Source organism: Vibrio methylphosphonaticus, assembly GCF_023634655.1.
Taxonomy (GTDB): Bacteria; Pseudomonadota; Gammaproteobacteria; order Enterobacterales; family Vibrionaceae; genus Vibrio; species Vibrio methylphosphonaticus.
In genome coordinates this window covers 387,549-406,016 of record NZ_JAMKMS010000001.1, presented here as the reverse complement: position 1 = coordinate 406,016, position 18,468 = coordinate 387,549, and the positions used below count along the sequence as shown (strand labels likewise).

17 protein-coding genes are annotated in these 18,468 nt (G+C 44.3%); 11 read left to right on the top strand and 6 right to left on the bottom strand.

The features are described from left to right. The first annotated feature begins 172 nt into the window (after positions 1-172). Positions 173-1,348, top strand: a complete 1,176-nt coding sequence (locus M9196_RS01725; protein WP_250615804.1) for an Ldh family oxidoreductase — start codon at positions 173-175, stop codon at positions 1,346-1,348. Positions 1,349-1,438: 90 nt separating this feature from the next. Here the strand turns inward: M9196_RS01725 and M9196_RS01720 are convergent, their stop codons facing one another. Then, positions 1,439-2,470, bottom strand: coding sequence for an AraC family transcriptional regulator (locus M9196_RS01720; protein WP_250615803.1), 1,032 nt, complete (start codon positions 2,468-2,470; stop codon positions 1,439-1,441). A gap of 127 nt (positions 2,471-2,597) precedes the next feature. Here M9196_RS01720 and M9196_RS01715 point away from each other — a divergent pair, with 127 nt between their 5' ends. Beyond that, a complete protein-coding gene (locus tag M9196_RS01715; protein ID WP_250615802.1) occupies positions 2,598-3,737 on the top strand; it encodes an arginase family protein in 1,140 nt (379 codons plus the stop codon). A 494-nt stretch (positions 3,738-4,231) separates the two neighbouring features. Here the strand turns inward: M9196_RS01715 and M9196_RS01710 are convergent, their stop codons facing one another. From M9196_RS01710 to M9196_RS01700, 3 genes are all read right to left on the bottom strand, one after another. Next, on the bottom strand, positions 4,232-4,915 hold the full coding sequence (locus M9196_RS01710) for a GntR family transcriptional regulator (RefSeq protein ID WP_250615927.1): 684 nt from the start codon (positions 4,913-4,915) through the stop codon (positions 4,232-4,234). 156 nt (positions 4,916-5,071) lie between these two features. Continuing rightward, complete coding sequence (pykF, locus tag M9196_RS01705; RefSeq protein ID WP_250615801.1) at positions 5,072-6,484, bottom strand: pyruvate kinase PykF; 1,413 nt, start codon at positions 6,482-6,484, stop codon at positions 5,072-5,074. 482 nt (positions 6,485-6,966) lie between these two features. Then, the gene (locus M9196_RS01700; protein ID WP_250615800.1) at positions 6,967-7,725 is read right to left on the bottom strand and encodes a metalloregulator ArsR/SmtB family transcription factor; all 759 of its coding nucleotides are present in this window, start codon (positions 7,723-7,725) and stop codon (positions 6,967-6,969) included. Between the two features lie 379 nt (positions 7,726-8,104). On the opposite strand from M9196_RS01700, the gene M9196_RS01695 reads away from it, so the two are divergent. The 3 genes from M9196_RS01695 to arsJ all read left to right on the top strand — a co-directional run bounded on the left by M9196_RS01695 (position 8,105) and on the right by arsJ (position 10,896). Then, complete coding sequence (locus M9196_RS01695; RefSeq protein ID WP_250615799.1) at positions 8,105-9,109, top strand: ArsJ-associated glyceraldehyde-3-phosphate dehydrogenase; 1,005 nt, start codon at positions 8,105-8,107, stop codon at positions 9,107-9,109. Then, a complete protein-coding gene (locus M9196_RS01690; protein WP_250615798.1) occupies positions 9,109-9,606 on the top strand; it encodes a phosphatase domain-containing putative toxin in 498 nt (165 codons plus the stop codon). The genes M9196_RS01695 and M9196_RS01690 overlap by 1 nt, the downstream gene beginning before the upstream one ends. Positions 9,607-9,672: 66 nt before the next feature. Continuing rightward, entirely contained in the window at positions 9,673-10,896 is a 1,224-nt protein-coding gene (gene arsJ, locus M9196_RS01685; protein ID WP_250615797.1) for an organoarsenical effux MFS transporter ArsJ, read from the top strand. Positions 10,897-10,966: 70 nt separating this feature from the next. Here arsJ and M9196_RS01680 read toward each other — a convergent pair whose 3' ends face one another. Both M9196_RS01680 and M9196_RS01675 read right to left on the bottom strand, forming a co-directional pair. After that, a complete protein-coding gene (locus tag M9196_RS01680) occupies positions 10,967-11,815 on the bottom strand; it encodes a GGDEF domain-containing protein (RefSeq protein WP_250615796.1) in 849 nt (282 codons plus the stop codon). A gap of 246 nt (positions 11,816-12,061) precedes the next feature. Continuing rightward, positions 12,062-14,188: a TonB-dependent siderophore receptor gene (locus tag M9196_RS01675; protein WP_250615795.1), complete on the bottom strand. Its 2,127-nt coding sequence runs from the start codon at positions 14,186-14,188 to the stop codon at positions 12,062-12,064. Between the two features lie 227 nt (positions 14,189-14,415). On the opposite strand from M9196_RS01675, the gene M9196_RS01670 reads away from it, so the two are divergent. The 6 genes from M9196_RS01670 (at position 14,416) to surE (ending at position 18,468) form a co-directional block, all read left to right on the top strand. Beyond that, the gene (locus M9196_RS01670) at positions 14,416-15,066 is read left to right on the top strand and encodes a PilZ domain-containing protein (protein WP_250615794.1); all 651 of its coding nucleotides are present in this window, start codon (positions 14,416-14,418) and stop codon (positions 15,064-15,066) included. 117 nt (positions 15,067-15,183) lie between these two features. Next, positions 15,184-15,465, top strand: coding sequence for a cell division protein FtsB (ftsB, locus tag M9196_RS01665; protein WP_250615793.1), 282 nt, complete (start codon positions 15,184-15,186; stop codon positions 15,463-15,465). Beyond that, entirely contained in the window at positions 15,462-16,172 is a 711-nt protein-coding gene (gene ispD, locus M9196_RS01660; protein ID WP_406707602.1) for a 2-C-methyl-D-erythritol 4-phosphate cytidylyltransferase, read from the top strand. Before ftsB ends, ispD begins: the two co-directional genes overlap by 4 nt. Next, the gene (gene ispF, locus M9196_RS01655; protein WP_250615792.1) at positions 16,169-16,648 is read left to right on the top strand and encodes a 2-C-methyl-D-erythritol 2,4-cyclodiphosphate synthase; all 480 of its coding nucleotides are present in this window, start codon (positions 16,169-16,171) and stop codon (positions 16,646-16,648) included. Before ispD ends, ispF begins: the two co-directional genes overlap by 4 nt. 12 nt (positions 16,649-16,660) lie before the next feature. Further along, the gene (truD, locus tag M9196_RS01650) at positions 16,661-17,692 is read left to right on the top strand and encodes a tRNA pseudouridine(13) synthase TruD (RefSeq protein WP_250615791.1); all 1,032 of its coding nucleotides are present in this window, start codon (positions 16,661-16,663) and stop codon (positions 17,690-17,692) included. 5 nt (positions 17,693-17,697) lie between these two features. Continuing rightward, positions 17,698-18,468, top strand: a complete 771-nt coding sequence (gene surE, locus M9196_RS01645) for a 5'/3'-nucleotidase SurE (RefSeq protein WP_250615790.1) — start codon at positions 17,698-17,700, stop codon at positions 18,466-18,468.

The following is an 18,468-nucleotide window of genomic DNA, read 5'->3' as shown; positions in this document are numbered from 1 at the left end:
AAGCCGCTCCTTTGGAGCGGCTTTTTTTATGCGCAGAATTTGTGACAGTAGCAACGGAAATGAGTAACAGTGCGAGTAACAACATCCAGTATGTTACTTCTGAATCTGGAGGAATCGGTTAAAGTGGTGGCAGTCTTAATAGAACATATCCCTACTGATAGAGGACTTTACCATGGCTAACGTACCAAGCCCTACCACGACATTTGACAACGAATATTTCTCTTTCATTGTTTCTGAATCATGGAAGCACATCGGCTCAACTCAAGAGCACGCTGATATTCTTGCTCACAACCTACTTGTTGGTGGCCTACAAGGTAAGCTACACCAAGGTCTAGGTGTTATTGAAGCGGTAACGATTCCTTATGAAGCGGGTATCTTGGATCCTTCTACTACGCCGGTTATCGAATCTGAAGGTGACACTTGGGCGGTTTACGATGGTAAAAAGTCTTCGGGTCACTACGCTTGTACATTGATGGCTCAAACGGCTATCGAGAAAGCACGTAAGCACGGTATCTCAATCGTATTTGGTTACGATCACTGCGACGGCGGCAACTTCTCAAACTACACACAGATGGCAATGAAAGAAGGCATGTTTGCTATGTCTTCAAACAACTCTGTACCTCTAAACGCACCGTTTGGTGGCATGGACCCATCAATGTCTTGTCCTCCATTCGACGCGGCATGTGTGGGCGGTGATGAGCTACCTCTAGTCACGTCTATCATGATCGGTGAAGGTTATGACTCTCACATCTGTGACGCTATCGTAAACGAGCGTGACCTGCACGTAGCTGCACTGGTTGACCAAGATACAGGTGAACTGACGGCTGATGCACGTAAGTGGGGCTCTCTAATCGAAGGCTACGGCCGTGTTGCTGATTGTAAAGCACCTTGGACGTTCCTAACGCCACGTCTTTACTCGCTCAACATTTGGAATGAAGTAATGACAGCGATCATCAACCCGAAAGGCACGATCGCACCTGAGCTTCCAGCTATCCCAAGTGACTTCTTCACAATGGAAAATGCACCGTGTCCAGTAGGCGGCTCTTACATCTTAGTGATTGATCCAAGCCACTTTGGTCCTATCGAAGAAGTTAAGCGCAAGAGCGATGCATTTGTGAAAGCACAAAAAGCAAACCGTCCACGTAAAGGCTTCAACGAAGTATACATCCCGGATGAGTGGGGTCTAAAAGCAATGGCTGAGTCTACAAATACTCACCAAGTTATGGATTCACACTGGGTTGGTTTCAAATCTTTCCTAGAGCGCTCTGGTACTACTATCGATGCGCTAAATGCGAAATGGGAAGAGAAAGTAGGCGCAGAGCGCGCTGCGGAAACGATTCGCAAGTAATTCAAAATCATACGCACTTGATTTTAGCCCAGTCTTTGACTGGGCTTTTTTGCGTTCTGATATCTAAGTCGAGAGTACTGAATTGGGATGTCAGTCATGACGCGCTTGAAGGCGATATTGATGTGGGCTCATTCCGTAATAGCTTTGAAACGCTCTAAAAAAAGGCGGGGCAGAATGGTAGCTGAGTAACTCGGCAATTTCCGTTGTGCTTAGTGGGGTGTTAAGCAAGTAGTCACGTGCCACTTGCATCCGTGTATCAAGGACTAAGTGTTTATATGTCGTTTCTTCTGCTATCAGTTTTCGTCTGAGCGTGCGGCTGGTGGTATTCATTTCTATGGCCATCGCTTCCATTGTAGGCAGCCCATACTTCAATTGAGTCAGTAATTTCACTCTTATCTGGTAGCTGATGGGGTGCGTTGCTGTGTCATCAATGATGGTTTGGCTCTGTAGTGTCGCAACGTGTGCAATAAGAGCAGGGTTCATAGAAATGGCCGAACGTATCCATTCGACGGGAAATCTCAGCTGATTTTTGGGGGCATTAAAACTAAGGTTGGTGGTAAAGATAGTTTTGTATAAAGGTAAGTAATGCGGACTTGGGTAAGCAAAGTCGACATGAACACGCTTGCGGTCAAAATCTTGCCCTAGAAATCGTTCTATACCGAGGTAATAGTGACAAATGGCATCTTCAATTGTGTAGTGTTGAGCCGATCTTCCATGTGAGCGGTCATCGGCAGTAATATAAGCATATTCGCTATCATAGCCAATATGTATGTCGACGTAATCTTTGGTGATATAAGAAAATTGTAACCCAGTATCAAGGAGTTGTTTGAGATTTTGGCAGCTAATCATCGCATACCCCCAGGCGCCCATATCCTGAAGTTTTAGTCGTTTAGCAATGCGTAACCCAAGTCCATCAATATGCAGTTGTTCAACAGTAATCGCCATTAATGTATGAACTTGATTGGCTTGGATCGGTTGATATTGTCCTTGAGTAATACGGATGATGCCGGCTTTACGCAAGAAGTCTGCAATATCAATGGACACAGGGGATTCACTTCGGACAATACTTTCCCAGTATCCCAAAATAGCGTCAAAGAAGTGTTGTTGATTTAATGATGTCATGCGACTTGTCCTAAAATGTAACCTCTGTGTCCTGAAGTGTAATAAGCAATTACCCGTGTAGCAATTATAATTTTCCCATAGCTTGTGGTGAAGTCATTCACCAAATTAATCACTAGAGGAATCGCCCATGTTTAAGCCAAAACGTGTTGAAATTTCAAAAGAAAACCTAGAACTCTACAAAGATATCTACTGGAATAAGTCAGACGCTGATTTTTACATCAACGATGATATCGCCCCAATGCAGCAGCGTATGGCTGAGCAAGGTGTAGAAGCGTTTAGCTTGCTCGGTAAAGAGCACGTAGGTGCATTTGGCGCGCCTTACGTAAACAACTTTGAAAATGCAGACATCGTGATGTACGGCTTGACGATGGATAAGTGTTCTCCTAATGCTGGTGGTCATAAGTTTGGTCCTGGTGCGATTCGTGATGCGTCTAAAACCGGTATGGGTCTTATCCACCAAGATGGCACTATGCCGTTTGAACTGTGTAACATCATCGATCACGGTAACTGGGATGGCCTAGGTCAGTTCAACCTTGACGAAGAAATGCGTAATGCTCAGAAAGTTGTCGATGACATGGTGATTAACCACGGTTGTACACCATTCTTCTTTGGTGGTGACCATACGGTTGCTTACCCAGGTCCTGCTGCACTTGCAAAAGTTCACGGCCCAGTTTCTTTGATTCACATTGATGGTCACTTTGATCTATTAACTCGTGCTGACTTTGACTACGAGTCTTATTCAGGTAACTGGTACTGCCGCCTTGCATCAGAAGGTGCAATTGACCCAACCACCAGTGTGAGCATGGGTATGCGTGGTCGCTGGTGTGCTTCTCAGCAAGGTAAGGCGAAGGCGATTGGTGGTAACTTCTTCCTAGCGGATGAAATGTATGACCTGGGTATTGACTACATCGTTGAGCAAATCCTAGAGAAGCAAGGCGACGGCCGTCCTGTTTACCTAACCTTTGACCTTGATGGACTTGATCTTCTCGATCACAGTGCTAACTCAAGCCCAGATCCATTCGGTGTATCAGCGCGCATGTACTACGATATTTTCCGTAAGTTGCGAGCAACTAAACGTATTAACCTTGTGGGCGCAGACATCGCAGAGTTTGCACCTCAGAAAAACAGCGACGAAAAAGACGCACTACTGACAGCTGCATTCGGTTGGGAGCTGCTAGTTTGGCTTGCTGAATGTCGTTACATTCGTGAAGGTAAGAAAAACCCGACGGAATGGCCAATGAGTTTTGGTCGTAACATCGAGTTTTAATCGAATCGATTATTGACATGATATTGTTGAAAGCCAGTTGCTATTGCAACTGGCTTTCTTGCATTTGAGAATCGACAACATTACCGAGGATAGGAAAAGTATCGTACTTAATAACGGTGGAAAAATCGTGCTACTACATTAGACTTTAGTCTAATGTAGGTTAAAACTTGACCTGCTTGATATTGTGAGTAAACTACCGTTTCCTTGCGTTATATCACACTTTTTTAGTTACAATTTACCCATAAAAATGAAAGATAAATGACCTAATTTTTGGCAGGTTGTTTTTATTTTTTATTAACTGGTAGGGAAATCAGAGTGTTGGGTGTATGAGGTCAATTATGTACAGTCACTTTCTTGTAAGGTTAACCATCGGAACACTTGTGGTTCTCGGTATTAAGTTAAGCGCATTATACTTTTTGCCAATGGTGTTATTGTTAAACACTCACCATAAAGAGTTCTTTGGATGGTAAAAAAACCGGGGGACCCCGGTTTTTTTATGCCATTTCAATCGCGTCAACTTGCGGTTCTATCTCTTTTATCATGGCACCAATGAACGTAGATAACTGCAGTTTTGCCGCATCGAGATCTTTATCGAGGGTCAGTTTCATGATTTTTTCATGTTCTTCAATGCGAAAGATCTCGTCAAACCCCTTTGGATAGCGGCTTAACGATACCTGGCGATAGCGTTTGATCTGACGAATAACATCGTGCAAGAACTCCTGCATATTCTTCGAAAAACAGCCACTAAATAGCGCAAGGTAGAATGCTTCTTGGCGCTCTTCCCATTCTTTCCAGTTAAAGCTATCACCCTGAAATTTAAAGCGAGATAACTTATGGAACTCGGTAAGTATATTGAGCTCCCAGTTTTCATTACCTTGCTGGATTGATTTTTCCAGCAATACTGATGCGACGACATTTAAGCTCTCATGAAGGTCATAAAGCTCGGTCTTAGATATAGGAGCCACCCAGCAGCCTTTTTGTGGCTCTAGTTTGACGTATTTTATCCAAGATAACTGAATCAATGCCTCTCGAATAGGAGACGCACCGACGTTATATTTTTCTTTAAGCTCAGCGACAACCAATTTTTGGTTCGGCTTTAGCTCTCCCGATAGAATATCCTGACAAATATCTTTTGCGACTTTGTCGGTCAACGTTGGGCTCGACACAATACACCTCATCATCCAATGGAATAATAGACTAAAACAAACAGGCAGTATGTCATGTTGTAAGCTGGCGAGGATAGTACAGTGAGTTGAAATGTTGGGCAAGAGAAATTATAAAAAAAAGAGGGCCTAGGCCCTCTTTTTATAGATTTTGCTTATGTAACGTAGGAATTAAAGTACGTGTACAGAAGCTGTATTCGTTGTGCCTGAAGCGACTAGCGCGCCAGAAACCATAACAACGATATCGCCTTTCTTACCAAAACCAGAGCTTAGTGCGTACTCTTTACCATTTTTGTAGAATGCGTCAGTGCTTTCAATTGAATCAACAAGAACTGGGCGAACACCTTTTGTTAGTACAAGTTGTGCTGCTGTTTTTGGATTCGTTGTTAGCGCTACGATGCTCGCTGTTGGGAAGTATTTACGTACAGAGCGCGCAGACTTACCACCGTCAGTTGCAACGATGATCAGTGGAGCAGCTAGTTTTTCAGCTGTGTCTACTGCACCTTTACATACTGCTTCAGTAATACGTAGGCGTGGGCTGTCTAGGCGAGAACCTAGTTCAGCTTTAAGTGCGCTGTCAGTACGGTTAGCAATTTGAGCCATGATAGTCACAGCTTCAACAGGGTATTTACCTTTCGCCGTTTCGCCTGAAAGCATAACCGCATCAGTACCGTCCATGATTGCATTCGCAACGTCACCCGCTTCTGCGCGAGTAGGACGTGGGTTTTGAATCATAGAGTCAAGCATTTGAGTTGCTGTGATAACCACTTTACGTGCACGGTTACACTTCTCGATCATCATCTTCTGAGCGAAGATTACTTCTTCTGCTGGGATTTCAACACCTAGGTCGCCACGAGCAACCATGATGCCGTCAGAAGCTTCAAGAATCGCGTCGAAGTTATCAACACCTTCTTGGTTCTCAATTTTAGAGATGATGTGGATGTTTTCGCCGCCGTTTGCATTTAGCAATTCACGGATTTCTTTTACGTCTTCTTCTTTACGGATGAAAGAAGCAGCAACGAAATCAACGCCTTGCTCACAACCAAACTTAAGGTCAGCTTTGTCTTTTTCAGAAAGCGCTGGAAGTTTAACTGAAACGCCAGGAAGGTTAACACCTTTGTTTTCGCCAAGCGCGCCGTTGTTAAGAACTTTACACTTAACTTCAGTTTCAGTTGTTGCAATCACTTCCATTTCGATTAGGCCGTCATCGACTAGGATAGTGTTACCTGCAGAAAGGTCTTTTGCAAAACCAAGGTAAGTTACAGCTACAACGTCCTTGTTACCAACAACAGAAGCGTCAGTGGTAAACGTGAATTCTTGACCAGCTACTAGGTCGACATCGTTGCCGTCTTCTAGTTTGATTGTACGAATTTCAGGGCCTTTTGTATCAAGCAGAATTGCAAGTTGCTTACCAACGTTCGCCATTACTTCGCGGTAGTTAGTAATACGAGCAGCGTGCTCTTCGAAGTTACCGTGAGAGAAGTTCAGGCGCATTACGTTCATGCCCGCATTGACGAGTTCAGTCAGCTTCTCTACAGATTCGGTTTTTGGGCCAATCGTACATACGATTTTGGTCTTTTTCATGGAAGATACTCTCCGGTAAGTAATATTTACAATTTGAAGTTAGTCGTAGTCCACTGAGAAGGCTAGAAATGCCCACTAATAATTCATGTGAGCTATCATTTTTTATCCAGCTTTTAATCTTCTCAGTATGAAAGTCTTTCAATGCATTTAGTCATTTTATGACCAGCCAAGGCGCTTTCTTGCCTAAAATTCTGTGATGCAAGCCACCATATATCAGTGGTTTTGCAAGAAAACAAACAATAATTTCGTAATTTATTTTCTTTTCGGTGCGGATTCTATCACCTAATCGATCAAAGTTCACGGGGCATAACTTGTTTTAGAGCAAGCTTTCGGCGCTTAATATTTAATTTTTAGATCGAAATAAATAATTTGGATGAATCATCCATATCTTGTAACTTTTTTTCAGAATGTACTTGTGAGTTACAGTATTCCATCGCTGCAATATTTTCCCTAGCTGTGTGAATTTCAATCGATGGGTGGTTTTACTGAGGCGTGTCGTGCCTATGTGGTCGATTGGTCGATTGATTCAACAATTGGTGTGCAGCAAGGAGCTGAGGAAGCAAACTGGAAAGCGACGCTGTGAGAATCGCTTGCGCCCAGTCGGGCAGTTTTTCTGAAATCGAATAAAATACCCATTGGCCTTTTCGTCTATCGGCTACCATTCCACATTGTCTCAGTACTCCGAGTGCACGAGAGATCTTTGGCTGAGATTCTTGTAATGCTTCACACAGTTCGCCTACGCTGAGTTCTATTTCAGAAAAGATCATCAGTGCAATCATCAAGCGCGTTTGATCGGATAAACATTTATGGACGGTAAGTGGATCAAACCCTTGTTCGCCAGTTTTGCTATGAACCAACATAAACCATTTAATGCGTTGTTGGAGATCAGTCAAAGAAGCGTCGAACAAGGACTCTGAATATGACGTTGGGGTGGGGAGATCCCAAAAGATACTTTCATTGCTGTTTTTAAACACGCCACATTCTGCCTGAGCGGAGGAGCACAGGGTGATCACATAATCAAAATGTCGGTCGTCAAACTCTTGTATTGGTTTAGAACGAAGATTCTGAGTGCTATAGCCGGCGTTTTTTAACGTTTCAATCGTTCGCTTATCGACATGCGAGGGACGACTACCTGCGCTGAACGCTTGGTATTCTTCATCATAATGATGATTAACAATGGCTTCAGCCAGTTGTGATCTTGCTGAGTTTCCACGGCACACAAACAGAATAGTTTTTTTCATATTTTCCTCAACGTATGAGCTTGAGTAACCAAGGTCACGGGAACATTAAGCTAACAATGCGTGCATATTATGAAAGTTTTATGACGTGATGAAAAGATCCTTGACTATTTACATCTTAAATTTAATATATACGCATATCCATATGTATCGATCGTGGTTTTTATCAAAATAGCCACGCAGTAAGGCAAGAAAGGAATGCATTCTGAAGATTTCCTAGTAAGGGAAATCGCATTGCTGTCATGTTGTCTTAGTATGGTCGCAGAACATAAATAGCCGATAATAGCCGAAATGTTGGCAAACAATTTATCAACTAAACTTTAACGAAGTGGTGTTACTTCCGAGTAAGGCAGCCCCTTCATATCGAAAAAGAGAGCATTCTATGGCTATCAAAGTAGGAATTAATGGTTTCGGGCGAATTGGTCGTTTAGCGTTGCGCGCAGCGTTTGATTGGCCTGAGCTTGAGTTTGTTAAGATTAATGATGTCGCGGGTGATACAAAAACACTTGGCCACCTTCTTGAGTTCGATTCTATCCAAGGTCGCTGGCATCATGAAGTTCAAGTAGACGGCGCAACCCTTGTGATTAATGACCAAAAGGTGATGACCACTCAAGAGCGTGATATTAACGCGGTAGATTGGTCTGACTGTGATGTCGTTATTGAAGCAACTGGTGTGCATCGTAAAACCTCTTACTTGAATCAGTATTTAGAACAGGGCGTGAAACGAGTTGTGGTTTCTGCTCCTGTTAAAGAAGACGGTATCGCGAATATTGTTGTGGGTGTGAATGACCACATTTTTGATCCCGCTGTGCATCGCATCGTGACGGCAGCGTCATGTACGACCAACTGCCTAGCACCTGTGGTAAAAGTGATTCATGAGAAGTTAGGTATTGAGCAAGCCGCGTTCACAACCATTCATGACTTGACCAATACCCAAACCATTTTAGATGCGCCCCATAAAGATCTTCGCCGTGCTCGAGCCTGTGGTATGAGCTTGATCCCGACGACGACGGGCAGTGCGACAGCGATCGTTGAGATATTCCCTGAGCTGAAAGATAGAATTAATGGCCATGCGGTTCGAGTACCACTTGCCAATGCGTCACTAACGGATATCATTTTTGATGTGAAGCGCGATACAACAGCAGAAGAAGTCAACGCATTATTAAAAGAAGCGTCAGAAGGTGAGCTTGCCGGCATTCTTGGTTTTGAAGCACGCCCTCTCGTGTCTATTGATTATAAAGGCGACCAACGCTCGACCATAGTAGATGCGTTATCAACAATGGTAGTTGGCACTCGTATGGTTAAGATCTATGCATGGTATGACAATGAAATGGGTTATGCGACACGCACAGCGGAATTGGCACGTACTGTTGGATTAGCGGGGTAATGACAATGCATCCTACATGGGAATTAAGCGTTAATGAGGCAGCACTTGTATTTACACCTTGTCCTGGCACTAAAGGGGTATCTTTACAAGAGTCGCTGGCACAGTTAAAAGCGCAAGGTGTCACCATTATTGTGACGGCGCTAGACAATCATGAGATGTCTGAAAAAGGAGTCTCTGAACTGGGCAATGCGGCGCAAGTACTTGGAATGAAATGGTTTCAAACGCCAATTGAAGATGATAAAGCCCCAGGTGAAGCGTTTGCTGCTCAATGGTCAGCTATTTCACCGACGCTTCATCAAGCCATTAAGTCCGGCGAAAAAATCGCGATGCACTGTATGGGTGGTTCAGGAAGAACTGGGCTTCTAGCCGCAAATTTGTTACTTGAATTAGACTGGGACTTAGCGACTATCTTGAAAGAGGTGCAAGCACTTCGTCCGGGTGCGTTTACTAAGCCACCACAAGTTGATTATGTCGAGAAGTTGGCTGCAACGTTCTAATTTGTGAATGCCCTCTCTTGAGGGCTTTTTTATATTCTTTGTATCTGTCTATGTTAGGCCAAAGCCATGTTGTCTAATTTAAGTAAAAGTGTACGTCAGTACATGTTGGTCACCTTTAACTACTGGAATTTTACCATTACGGATGGTGCGCTACGGATGTTAGTCGTGCTGTATTTCCATGATCTCGGTTATAGCACGCTTGCCATTGCGTCTTTGTTCCTTTTTTATGAGTTTTTTGGCGTAGTGACAAATCTGGTAGGAGGATGGCTCGGTGCCCGGCTTGGTCTCAATCGCACCATGAACATTGGCCTTGGTATGCAGATTGTGGCTTTGTTGATGTTAGCGGTGCCAAGTGTTGCTTTAACCATCCCTTGGGTAATGGCGGCGCAAGCCTTGTCGGGAATAGCCAAAGATCTCAACAAAATGAGCGCTAAAAGTGCGATTAAGACACTGGTTCCTGATGAACAGCAAGGTGCATTGTACAAATGGATAGCCATTCTGACTGGGTCTAAAAATGCGCTAAAAGGGGCTGGATTCTTTATTGGCGGAGTGTTGTTATCGGTGTTGGGGTTCCAGTATTCGGTAATGGCTATGGCCGGTGTGTTGGCGTTGGTATTTATTGGCAGTGTCACGTATTTGGAGAACGATCTCGGCAAAGCGAAATCTAAGCCCAAATTTAAACAGATTTTTTCTAAATCTGAGAGCATTAATATTTTATCGGCGGCTCGATTGTTCTTATTCGGCGCAAGGGACGTTTGGTTTGTCGTTGCGCTACCGATTTATTTAGGTTCGGTATTTGGTTGGAACCATACTTGGGTCGGGGGATTTCTTGCTTTATGGGTGATCGCTTACGGGTTTGTACAAGGGTTTGCTCCTAAGATTACGGGTAAATCTAAAGGACAGGTTCCAGATGGTGCAGCGGCGTTTTGGTGGGTACTCGCGTTAGCGGTTGTCACCGGGTTAGTCGCGTTGGGCGTGCAAAATGAATGGCATCCTCAGTTTGTGATTGTCGCGGGATTGCTGCTCTTTGGTGCTGTTTTTGCCGTGAACTCTTCCTTACATAGTTACCTAATTGTGAGCTATGCGAAAGGGGACGGTGTATCCATGGATGTGGGTTTTTACTACATGGCCAATGCGATGGGTAGACTCATTGGAACGATTTTATCTGGGTGGATTTATCAGGTATCGGGCTTAGCGGCGTGTCTTTGGGTTTCGTTTGCTTTTTTACTCGTCACAACCGTTATTTCTCTGCGCTTGCCAGGAGTCAAGAAGGTTAACCCTAGTCATTGATTTGGTAAATACTAGGAGATAGCAATGCTAGATTCATTGCTATCTCTATCTCTATCTCTATTGTTATGATTTAAATCTCATCATTGATTGAGCGTGCTTTTCGCTGATGCTTATTGTGGTACATATTTCTATCGGCTTGCTTAAGTGTTGTTCGCAAGTTGTGATGAAAAGAGGAGACCCCAACGCTGTAAGCGAGGTTTTGGTATTGGTTAAGACGCTGTTTGAACGTTTTTTCTAACTTGCTGAGCGCTAGCTGCAGTGACGTATCATCACGAGTTGAGGTAAGAATGATAAACTCATCTCCTCCGTATCGAATAAGCTTATCGGTACCACTAAATGAACGTCGTAAGCAGTGGGCAAATTTCGTTAGCACTCGATCCCCTTCACTGTGTCCCATCTCATCATTGACCTGTTTAAAGTTGTCTAAGTCTACGACCACGCACATTCCTTCTTGCCACTGGATAGAACTCAGATAAGCAAGGTTGTGCAACTTTGTCAGCGGGTCGGTATAGGCTTTTTTTTCGAAGAATTTGGCTTCTTGGTGTAATTTAGTTACGTCGAAGCTGGTGGTGTAGATGTACAGCTTATCTTCAATCTGAACTTTAAATTTCAGTACGTTATAGTACTGTGTCCCTAAAGGCGTTTTAAAAGGGATGATCTTGGGAACGCATTCACCAACCTCTAGATATTCTATGCTCGCATCATGGCATTGTTGGAGCATATGAGCGACATTGTCTGGAACCTGTTGAGCCAATTCGATCGCATTCATTCCAAGTGGGTTGATCTGGGTATACTGTTTGAGCCAATGTGTAAAGTTGTCGTTTAGGTAAAGATAATTATGTTTGGCATCGTGAATGGAAAGAAAACCAGGGAAGTGGTGAAATAGCCCGGTCGCTTGATGGTATGTTAAATCTGTCACTGCCAATATCCTACTCAGACCAACTCGTTACTTAATCTTAAAGCGACGGTTAGAGTTATCGTTTTGCAGGGTTTCTATCATAGTGCTTTCATCACAACCGTGATGCACACCTTTTTGTTTGGTCTAAGTTAATGTTTATTATTGATTTCTCAGCCATGAGACTGGTTGGGTGCATAGAGTAGTGTTGGAAAAAGGGAAAAAGGGAAAAAAGGAGCGCCGCAGCGCTCCTTTGAGAAGAAGTGGGTATTAGAACGTTGCGTTGACTGACAGTTTGAATCGGCGTTCGTTACCATAGTGCACATCGCTCACCACATCGTGACTAACGCTACCACCTGTGCCTGCTACATATTCAGTATCGAACAGATTCTCAATATTAAATCTAAAGTCCCACGTGACATAGTCGCTACTGATTTTATGCGATGCACCGGTGTCAACACGGGTATAGCCGTCGAGTTTAACGGTATTAGCATTGTCTGCCCAACGTTCACCTTCATAGAATACACCAAGGTTAAGCGCAGTTTTCTCTGTCAGTGAGTAACGAGCCCATGCTGAGCCACTCCACTCAGGAACGTTAGCAGGACGTTTATCTTGATACTCGTCGTGCTTGTCAAAGTTCGCGTCTAAGAACATGCTTGATGCCATGACGAACCATTTTTCGGATAACTGGCCTTGAGCACCGGCCTCTACGCCTTGGTGGCGCTGAATACCATTTTGCGTGGTAATACCGTTTTCCGTGATACTGATGTTTTCTTTCTCAATATCAAATACAGCACCTGTTAGTAGTAGGCGATTATCCATGAGTTCCCATTTGGTTCCCATTTCGTATTGGCGACTTTTTTCAGGCTTTCGTTCTGTAATTGAATTGTCATCGTTGACCACATTCGAAACGGGAGTAAAGCTTTCTGAATAATTGGCGTAAATACTGCCGTTGTAGCTTGGGTGGAAAATAACGCCGGCTTTGGGAGAGAACGATTGGCTATCATTGGCGCCTTTTATTACGTCATCTTGGGCATTAGCACCATCGGCAAAGTACATGTCGTAGCGGCCTCCGAGTAAGACTTGCCACTGATCATTTAAGGTGATCAAATCTTGAGCGTAGAAACCATAGAAGTGATTATTGTCGGTATAGGTTGATGTCGCTTGATTATAGTCAAGTCCAGGGTTGGTCGGAATATCCCCCGGGTTAACGTTGATTGTGCTGCCACTCACTCTTCGCTGTTCATAGTCATAGAACTGACCGTTGGTGCCAAAGAGTACTTTGTGATCGGCATTGAGCGCCGTGAAGTCGCCGTGGAGATCAAGGTGGAATGCTTGTGTTTTCCAAGTGTCGTGACGATCAAATGGGTCGAGCGTGTAGCTACCATCGATAATGGTCTGATCGGTCGTTTTAGGTGATGAGTCGTAGCGGTGGCGAGTCATTTCTTGTGAGTTATAACTAAGCTTCGCCTCCCAGTCGTTATTGATGTAAACGGTGAGGTCCGCACCGATATTCTCAACATCGTTGTGGATAAACGACCAGTGAGCATCACGAATCGTTTCACGGTTACCAATTCGGTTGCCACTTGTATCAAGCCAAGATCCCGAATCAAGTGGCGCATTATCTTGCGTTTTTTCATAGTTTACCGACAGCAGGCCCCAATCAGACAGGTCTGCTTCAACGACGCCATACCCAAGGAAGCGATCTCGTTCTCGCTCTTGCCTAGTAGAGTATGTGCGGTTTTCTACACTGTCTTGTTTTACTAATACGGTACGACCACGTATTGACCCCGATTCATTCAGCTTTCCTGAAGCATCAATATGATAACGAGTGCTGCCCAAGTCGTCGAAATCAGTGCCGACATTGACCATAGAATTGTAGGTCGGCTTTTTAGAGACCATGTTAATTAGGCCGCCAGGCGCAGCATTCCCGTAAAGAAGGCTAGATGGGCCTTTAATAACTTCAATACGTTCTAGTGTTTCGATTGGCAGCATATAATGCGTAAACAATGAATGGCCATTTCTCATATAGCCATTGGTTGAAGAAAGCTCAAAACCACGCAAGTAAAACACTTCTCGGTTCCACTTCTGAGTACCTGCGCTGACACTAGCGTCATTTTGAAGGGCTTCGCCAAGCGTGGTGGCTAATTGCTCGTCCAAGACAATTTCGGGAATAACGCTAACAGATTGCGGTGTTTCTAGCATTGTCGTATCAGTACGCATCGCACCGTTTGCACTGTCGACTTTATAATCATCAAAACTTTGGGCATGAACCGTCATGGTCTCATCAGTGCTCGTTGCAGCTGTTGATGGATGAGGTTGTTCTGAAGCGTAAAGTGGGGAAGCACTAAGTGCTAGCGCCACTGCACTACAAATGGTTGTTGGTGCTAATTTCATGTCAGGCTTCTCTTATTTGCATTAGTTGTAGCAATTGGTTTTAGTTAGTTATTTGTTCTGCTGTGCCACTGCTTATATTGGTCAGTCGAATGCTAATGATATCTATTATTATTTTCAATTATGTAATTTGTAAGAGTTTGTATCTTTTGGGGTTATAGGTAAGTGTTTGCAAACACAAGGTAATTACGATGTAATTAGCTTGTTACTTCTGTCGGTGGAGGCTATTTATGGGACAGACATTAAGCAAACCACAAGATTATTATCGATATCTGAAGCCTGGAATGAGGCTAAGTTTATCTATCAATGGCAGCGATCAGATCAAAGGCATCGCCTCCATACTGATCGGTTATAAAATGGAGCGGTTTATCTCGGTAGATGTGTCTGGGATTGATGATGATTTGTTAAACCAGCTGGTCGATAAAGAGTTAGTGGTACGGGGGTTAACGGACAGCAGCTTTGGGCATGTTATTGCGTTTAAATGCCACTGGATGGCGTTTTCAGACGTTGTGTGCAAACAGTTGTACTTATCGATACCGGAACGAGTGGTATCTAAGCCAATACGTGAGCATTCGCGGTACAAACTGGCGTTGCCATGCAATGTTTCGTTTGGTCAGGCAAATATTGACGGTCAAGTTATCGACTTCTCTGTCTCAGGATGTGGCATTTATACAGAGCAGTCGCATGACTTCTGCAAAGGCCTTGAAGTTAAGGTAGAGACGGCGCTAAATCGCTTTTTACCCGGCAGTCTTACGTGTGAGGTGGTGAGTATCAAGAAGCAAGGGGCAGGTTCGTTGATTGGTATTCAGTTTAATCAACAGATACTCATGTCGAATGCACTGAAGAATGCGCTCGCCGAAATGTCGATGCAGGTGACTTAGTTGTGTCAGGATTCATTAAAATTGACTGGAAGCGGTGAACAAGTTCGTCTTCGCTTATTTCAAAGTGTAAACTGTGGTATATAAAGGATTAATTTTTTCGATGGAACGTTCCAGTTTATGCGCATCTTTACTCTCGCACTACTCGTGGTTTTTTCGTGGCTACAATATGTCTTGTGGTTTGGAAAAAATGGCGTTGTCGATTTTAATCAGGTTGAGAGTGACATTAAAGTTCAGCAACAGGTCAACGGTAGCCTGCAAACTCGCAATGATGAGATGTTTGCTGAAATAGATGATCTTCGCCAAGGACTTGATGCCATTGAAGAGCGAGCTCGACATGAACTGGGGTTGATCCAAGATGGTGAAACCTTCTATCGCATCATAGGTGAGGAAAACCAGTGATAGCCACACTCCCCCCCATAATTGCTATTGTCCCCGCAGCTGGTGTTGGTAGCAGAATGCAGGCAGATAAACCAAAACAATACCTCCCAATACTTGGTAAAACAATTTTAGAGCATACGGTCACGAAGTTATTGGCGCATCCCCGCGTGAGCAAGGTGATCGTCGCGGTAAGTGAAAACGATCCTTATTATCCGACGCTTGCCATCGCGAGTCACCCAGACGTACAACGTGTGAGTGGCGGGAAGGAGCGAGCGGATTCTGTATTATCTGCATTGAACTGGGTGCAATCAGCCGAGCCAGAGGCTTGGTGCTTAGTTCATGACGCCGCCAGGCCTTGCGTCTGTTTGGATGATATTACTACACTCATTCAACAGGTCGTCCCAAATAGCGTAGGTGGAATCCTAGCGATGCCTGTAAAAGATACGATGAAAAGAGCCAATGCGGAAAGTACTATTGCTCATACTGAGGATCGCAACGGGTTGTGGCATGCACTAACACCACAGTTGTTTAGTGTGCAGGTTTTACACTCAGCCTTGAGTGATGCGCTGAAAAATGACGCGATGATCACTGATGAAGCGTCGGCTATTGAGCGTGTAGGGCAAAGTCCTAAGCTGGTGGAAGGGCGCGGTGATAATATAAAAGTGACTCGCCCAGAAGATTTAGCGTTAGCAGAGTTTTATTTATTAAGAGAGGAAGAGCATAGATGAGAATCGGCCACGGTTTTGATGTACATAAATTTGGTGGTGATGGGCCTGTTATTATCGGTGGTGTCTCTATTCCCTACGAGCAAGGACTGCTTGCTCACTCTGATGGGGATGTTGCACTGCATGCGCTGTGCGATGCGTTACTCGGTGCTATCGCCGCTGGTGATATAGGGCGTCATTTCCCTGATACGGATGCAGAATGGAAAGGTGCAGATAGTCGAGCATTATTGCGAGATGTGTATGCAAAAGTTCGTGCTAAGGGGTATGAACTTGTCAATGCAGACGTGACCATCATAGCGCAAGCCCCTAAAATGGCCCCCTATATTGAACAAATGTGTCAGGTCATCGCCGCCGATCTTGAGACCGATATTGAAAACGTCAATGTAAAAGCAACAACGACGGAACGACTTGGCTTTACAGGACGTAAAGAAGGCATTGCCACAGAAGCTGTGGTATTAATCACAAAATCCTTGTCCTAGTAGGCATTAGTAATGACAAATATTATCGATGGCTTGGCGTATCAATACGGCAAACCAACCAGTACCGCAAAATTTAAAGCACGCAATGAAGATTTTATCGTTAAAGAAGTGCTTGGTTATGAGCTTGCCGGAGAAGGTGAGCATTTTATGGTACGCATTCGCAAAAGCGGTGAAAATACCAGCTTTGTTGCTAATGAGCTTGCTAAGCTGTTTGGCGTTAAGTCTAAAGATATCGGTTGGGCGGGGCTTAAGGACCGTCATGCTGTGACTGAACAGTGGTTGAGTATTCATCTACCTAAGAAAAATGTGCCTGATTTTACCCATTTCTTAGCGACCTACCCAAGCATTGAAATTATTGAGACCACGTGGCACAACAAAAAATTGCGCCCAGGTGACTTAGTGGGTAATGACTTTGAAATTCAACTGACTGAAGTCACCGATCTTGAGTCAGCACTGGTGAGAGCTGAAGCGATCAAGATTGCGGGTGTGCCTAACTACTTTGGTCAGCAGCGCTTTGGTCATGACGGTAATAATGTCGAAGAAGCAAGACGTTGGGGACGAGACAATGTACGTACTCGAAACCAAAACAAACGAAGCTTGTATTTGTCGGCGGCTCGTTCTTGGATCTTTAACCAAATTGTTTCTGAGCGTATTGAGCAACAATGCTTAGACCGAGTATTACTTGGTGATATTGTGACAGTAGAGGGTCAATCGGTTGTTGTTAACGACAGTAACTATGACAACATACTAGCGAATAAAACGGCGATCACCGGCGCATTAGCTGGGGACAACGCTTTACCTACTCAAGAAGAGGCTCTCGCACTTGAGCAGCGCCACTTGGATAGTGAGCCGGATCTCATGTTGTTAATTAGAGGCAATAGAATGCGCCACGATCGTCGTGATGTTAGCTTAGTGCCTCAGCAGCTAGACATCAGCGTTGATGGCGATGCTTTGCAACTGCGATTTTTCTTAGAGTCAGGCAGTTTTGCAACCTCAATCCTGCGAGAGATCGCAGTGTTAGAAGAAGTAGAAAGACAATTTTGATTTAAATGAATAAAACTAAAGCAAGCAAACCAAAAATACTGATCAGCAATGATGATGGCGTTCATGCTGAAGGGATACGCACGTTGGCAAAAGCGCTTCAAGATATTGCCAACGTAGTGATTGTCGCCCCTGATCGAAATCGTTCTGGTGCCTCCAACTCTTTAACGTTGGAGCAACCGTTGCGAGTTAATGAGATTGAAAAAAACGTGTTTTCTGTTCAGGGTACGCCGACAGATTGTGTGCATTTTGCCCTGAATGAATTGATGTGCGATGAAATGCCAGACTTGGTATTGTCCGGTATTAATCACGGCGCGAATCTCGGTGATGATGTACTTTATTCGGGAACGGTTGCGGCGGCAATGGAAGGGCACTTCCTTGGTGTTCAGTCGATGGCATTTAGTCTCGTGGGTCGCGATAACTTTGCGGCGGCCGCACGCATAGCAAAGCAAATGGTTGAGCGTCATTTAGCTCAATCCGTTCCAACGAATCGCCTACTCAACATCAATATCCCAGATAGGTCTTTGATTGAATTGGATGAGATGCAAGTGACCCGGTTAGGTGCCAGACATCATGCTGAGAGTATGATTAAGCAAAAAGACCCAAGAGGTCATGACATCTATTGGCTTGGTCCTCCCGGCAAAGAGCAAGATGCTGGGGAAGGGACGGACTTTTTCGCCATCGAACATGGCAAGATATCGGTGACCCCTTTGCAGGTTGACTTAACCGCTCATGATTCGATTTGTGCGATGAAAAAATGGATAGCAGGGAGAGATTAA

What these genes read in the sequence shown, in the direction of transcription:
- M9196_RS01670 (WP_250615794.1), top strand. Translation starts at nt 14,416, where the DNA reads ATGGGACAGACATTAAGCAAACCACAAGATTATTATCGATATCTGAAG.
- M9196_RS01725 (WP_250615804.1), top strand. Translation starts at nt 173, where the DNA reads ATGGCTAACGTACCAAGCCCTACCACGACATTTGACAACGAATATTTC.
- arsJ (WP_250615797.1), top strand. Translation starts at nt 9,673, where the DNA reads ATGTTGTCTAATTTAAGTAAAAGTGTACGTCAGTACATGTTGGTCACC.
- M9196_RS01710 (WP_250615927.1), bottom strand. Translation starts at nt 4,915, where the DNA reads ATGAGGTGTATTGTGTCGAGCCCAACGTTGACCGACAAAGTCGCAAAA.
- M9196_RS01690 (WP_250615798.1), top strand. Translation starts at nt 9,109, where the DNA reads ATGACAATGCATCCTACATGGGAATTAAGCGTTAATGAGGCAGCACTT.
- truD (WP_250615791.1), top strand. Translation starts at nt 16,661, where the DNA reads ATGACAAATATTATCGATGGCTTGGCGTATCAATACGGCAAACCAACC.
- M9196_RS01720 (WP_250615803.1), bottom strand. Translation starts at nt 2,470, where the DNA reads ATGACATCATTAAATCAACAACACTTCTTTGACGCTATTTTGGGATAC.
- M9196_RS01675 (WP_250615795.1), bottom strand. Translation starts at nt 14,188, where the DNA reads ATGAAATTAGCACCAACAACCATTTGTAGTGCAGTGGCGCTAGCACTT.
- ftsB (WP_250615793.1), top strand. Translation starts at nt 15,184, where the DNA reads ATGCGCATCTTTACTCTCGCACTACTCGTGGTTTTTTCGTGGCTACAA.
- surE (WP_250615790.1), top strand. Translation starts at nt 17,698, where the DNA reads ATGAATAAAACTAAAGCAAGCAAACCAAAAATACTGATCAGCAATGAT.
- M9196_RS01715 (WP_250615802.1), top strand. Translation starts at nt 2,598, where the DNA reads ATGTTTAAGCCAAAACGTGTTGAAATTTCAAAAGAAAACCTAGAACTC.
- M9196_RS01695 (WP_250615799.1), top strand. Translation starts at nt 8,105, where the DNA reads ATGGCTATCAAAGTAGGAATTAATGGTTTCGGGCGAATTGGTCGTTTA.
- ispF (WP_250615792.1), top strand. Translation starts at nt 16,169, where the DNA reads ATGAGAATCGGCCACGGTTTTGATGTACATAAATTTGGTGGTGATGGG.
- pykF (WP_250615801.1), bottom strand. Translation starts at nt 6,484, where the DNA reads ATGAAAAAGACCAAAATCGTATGTACGATTGGCCCAAAAACCGAATCT.
- M9196_RS01700 (WP_250615800.1), bottom strand. Translation starts at nt 7,725, where the DNA reads ATGAAAAAAACTATTCTGTTTGTGTGCCGTGGAAACTCAGCAAGATCA.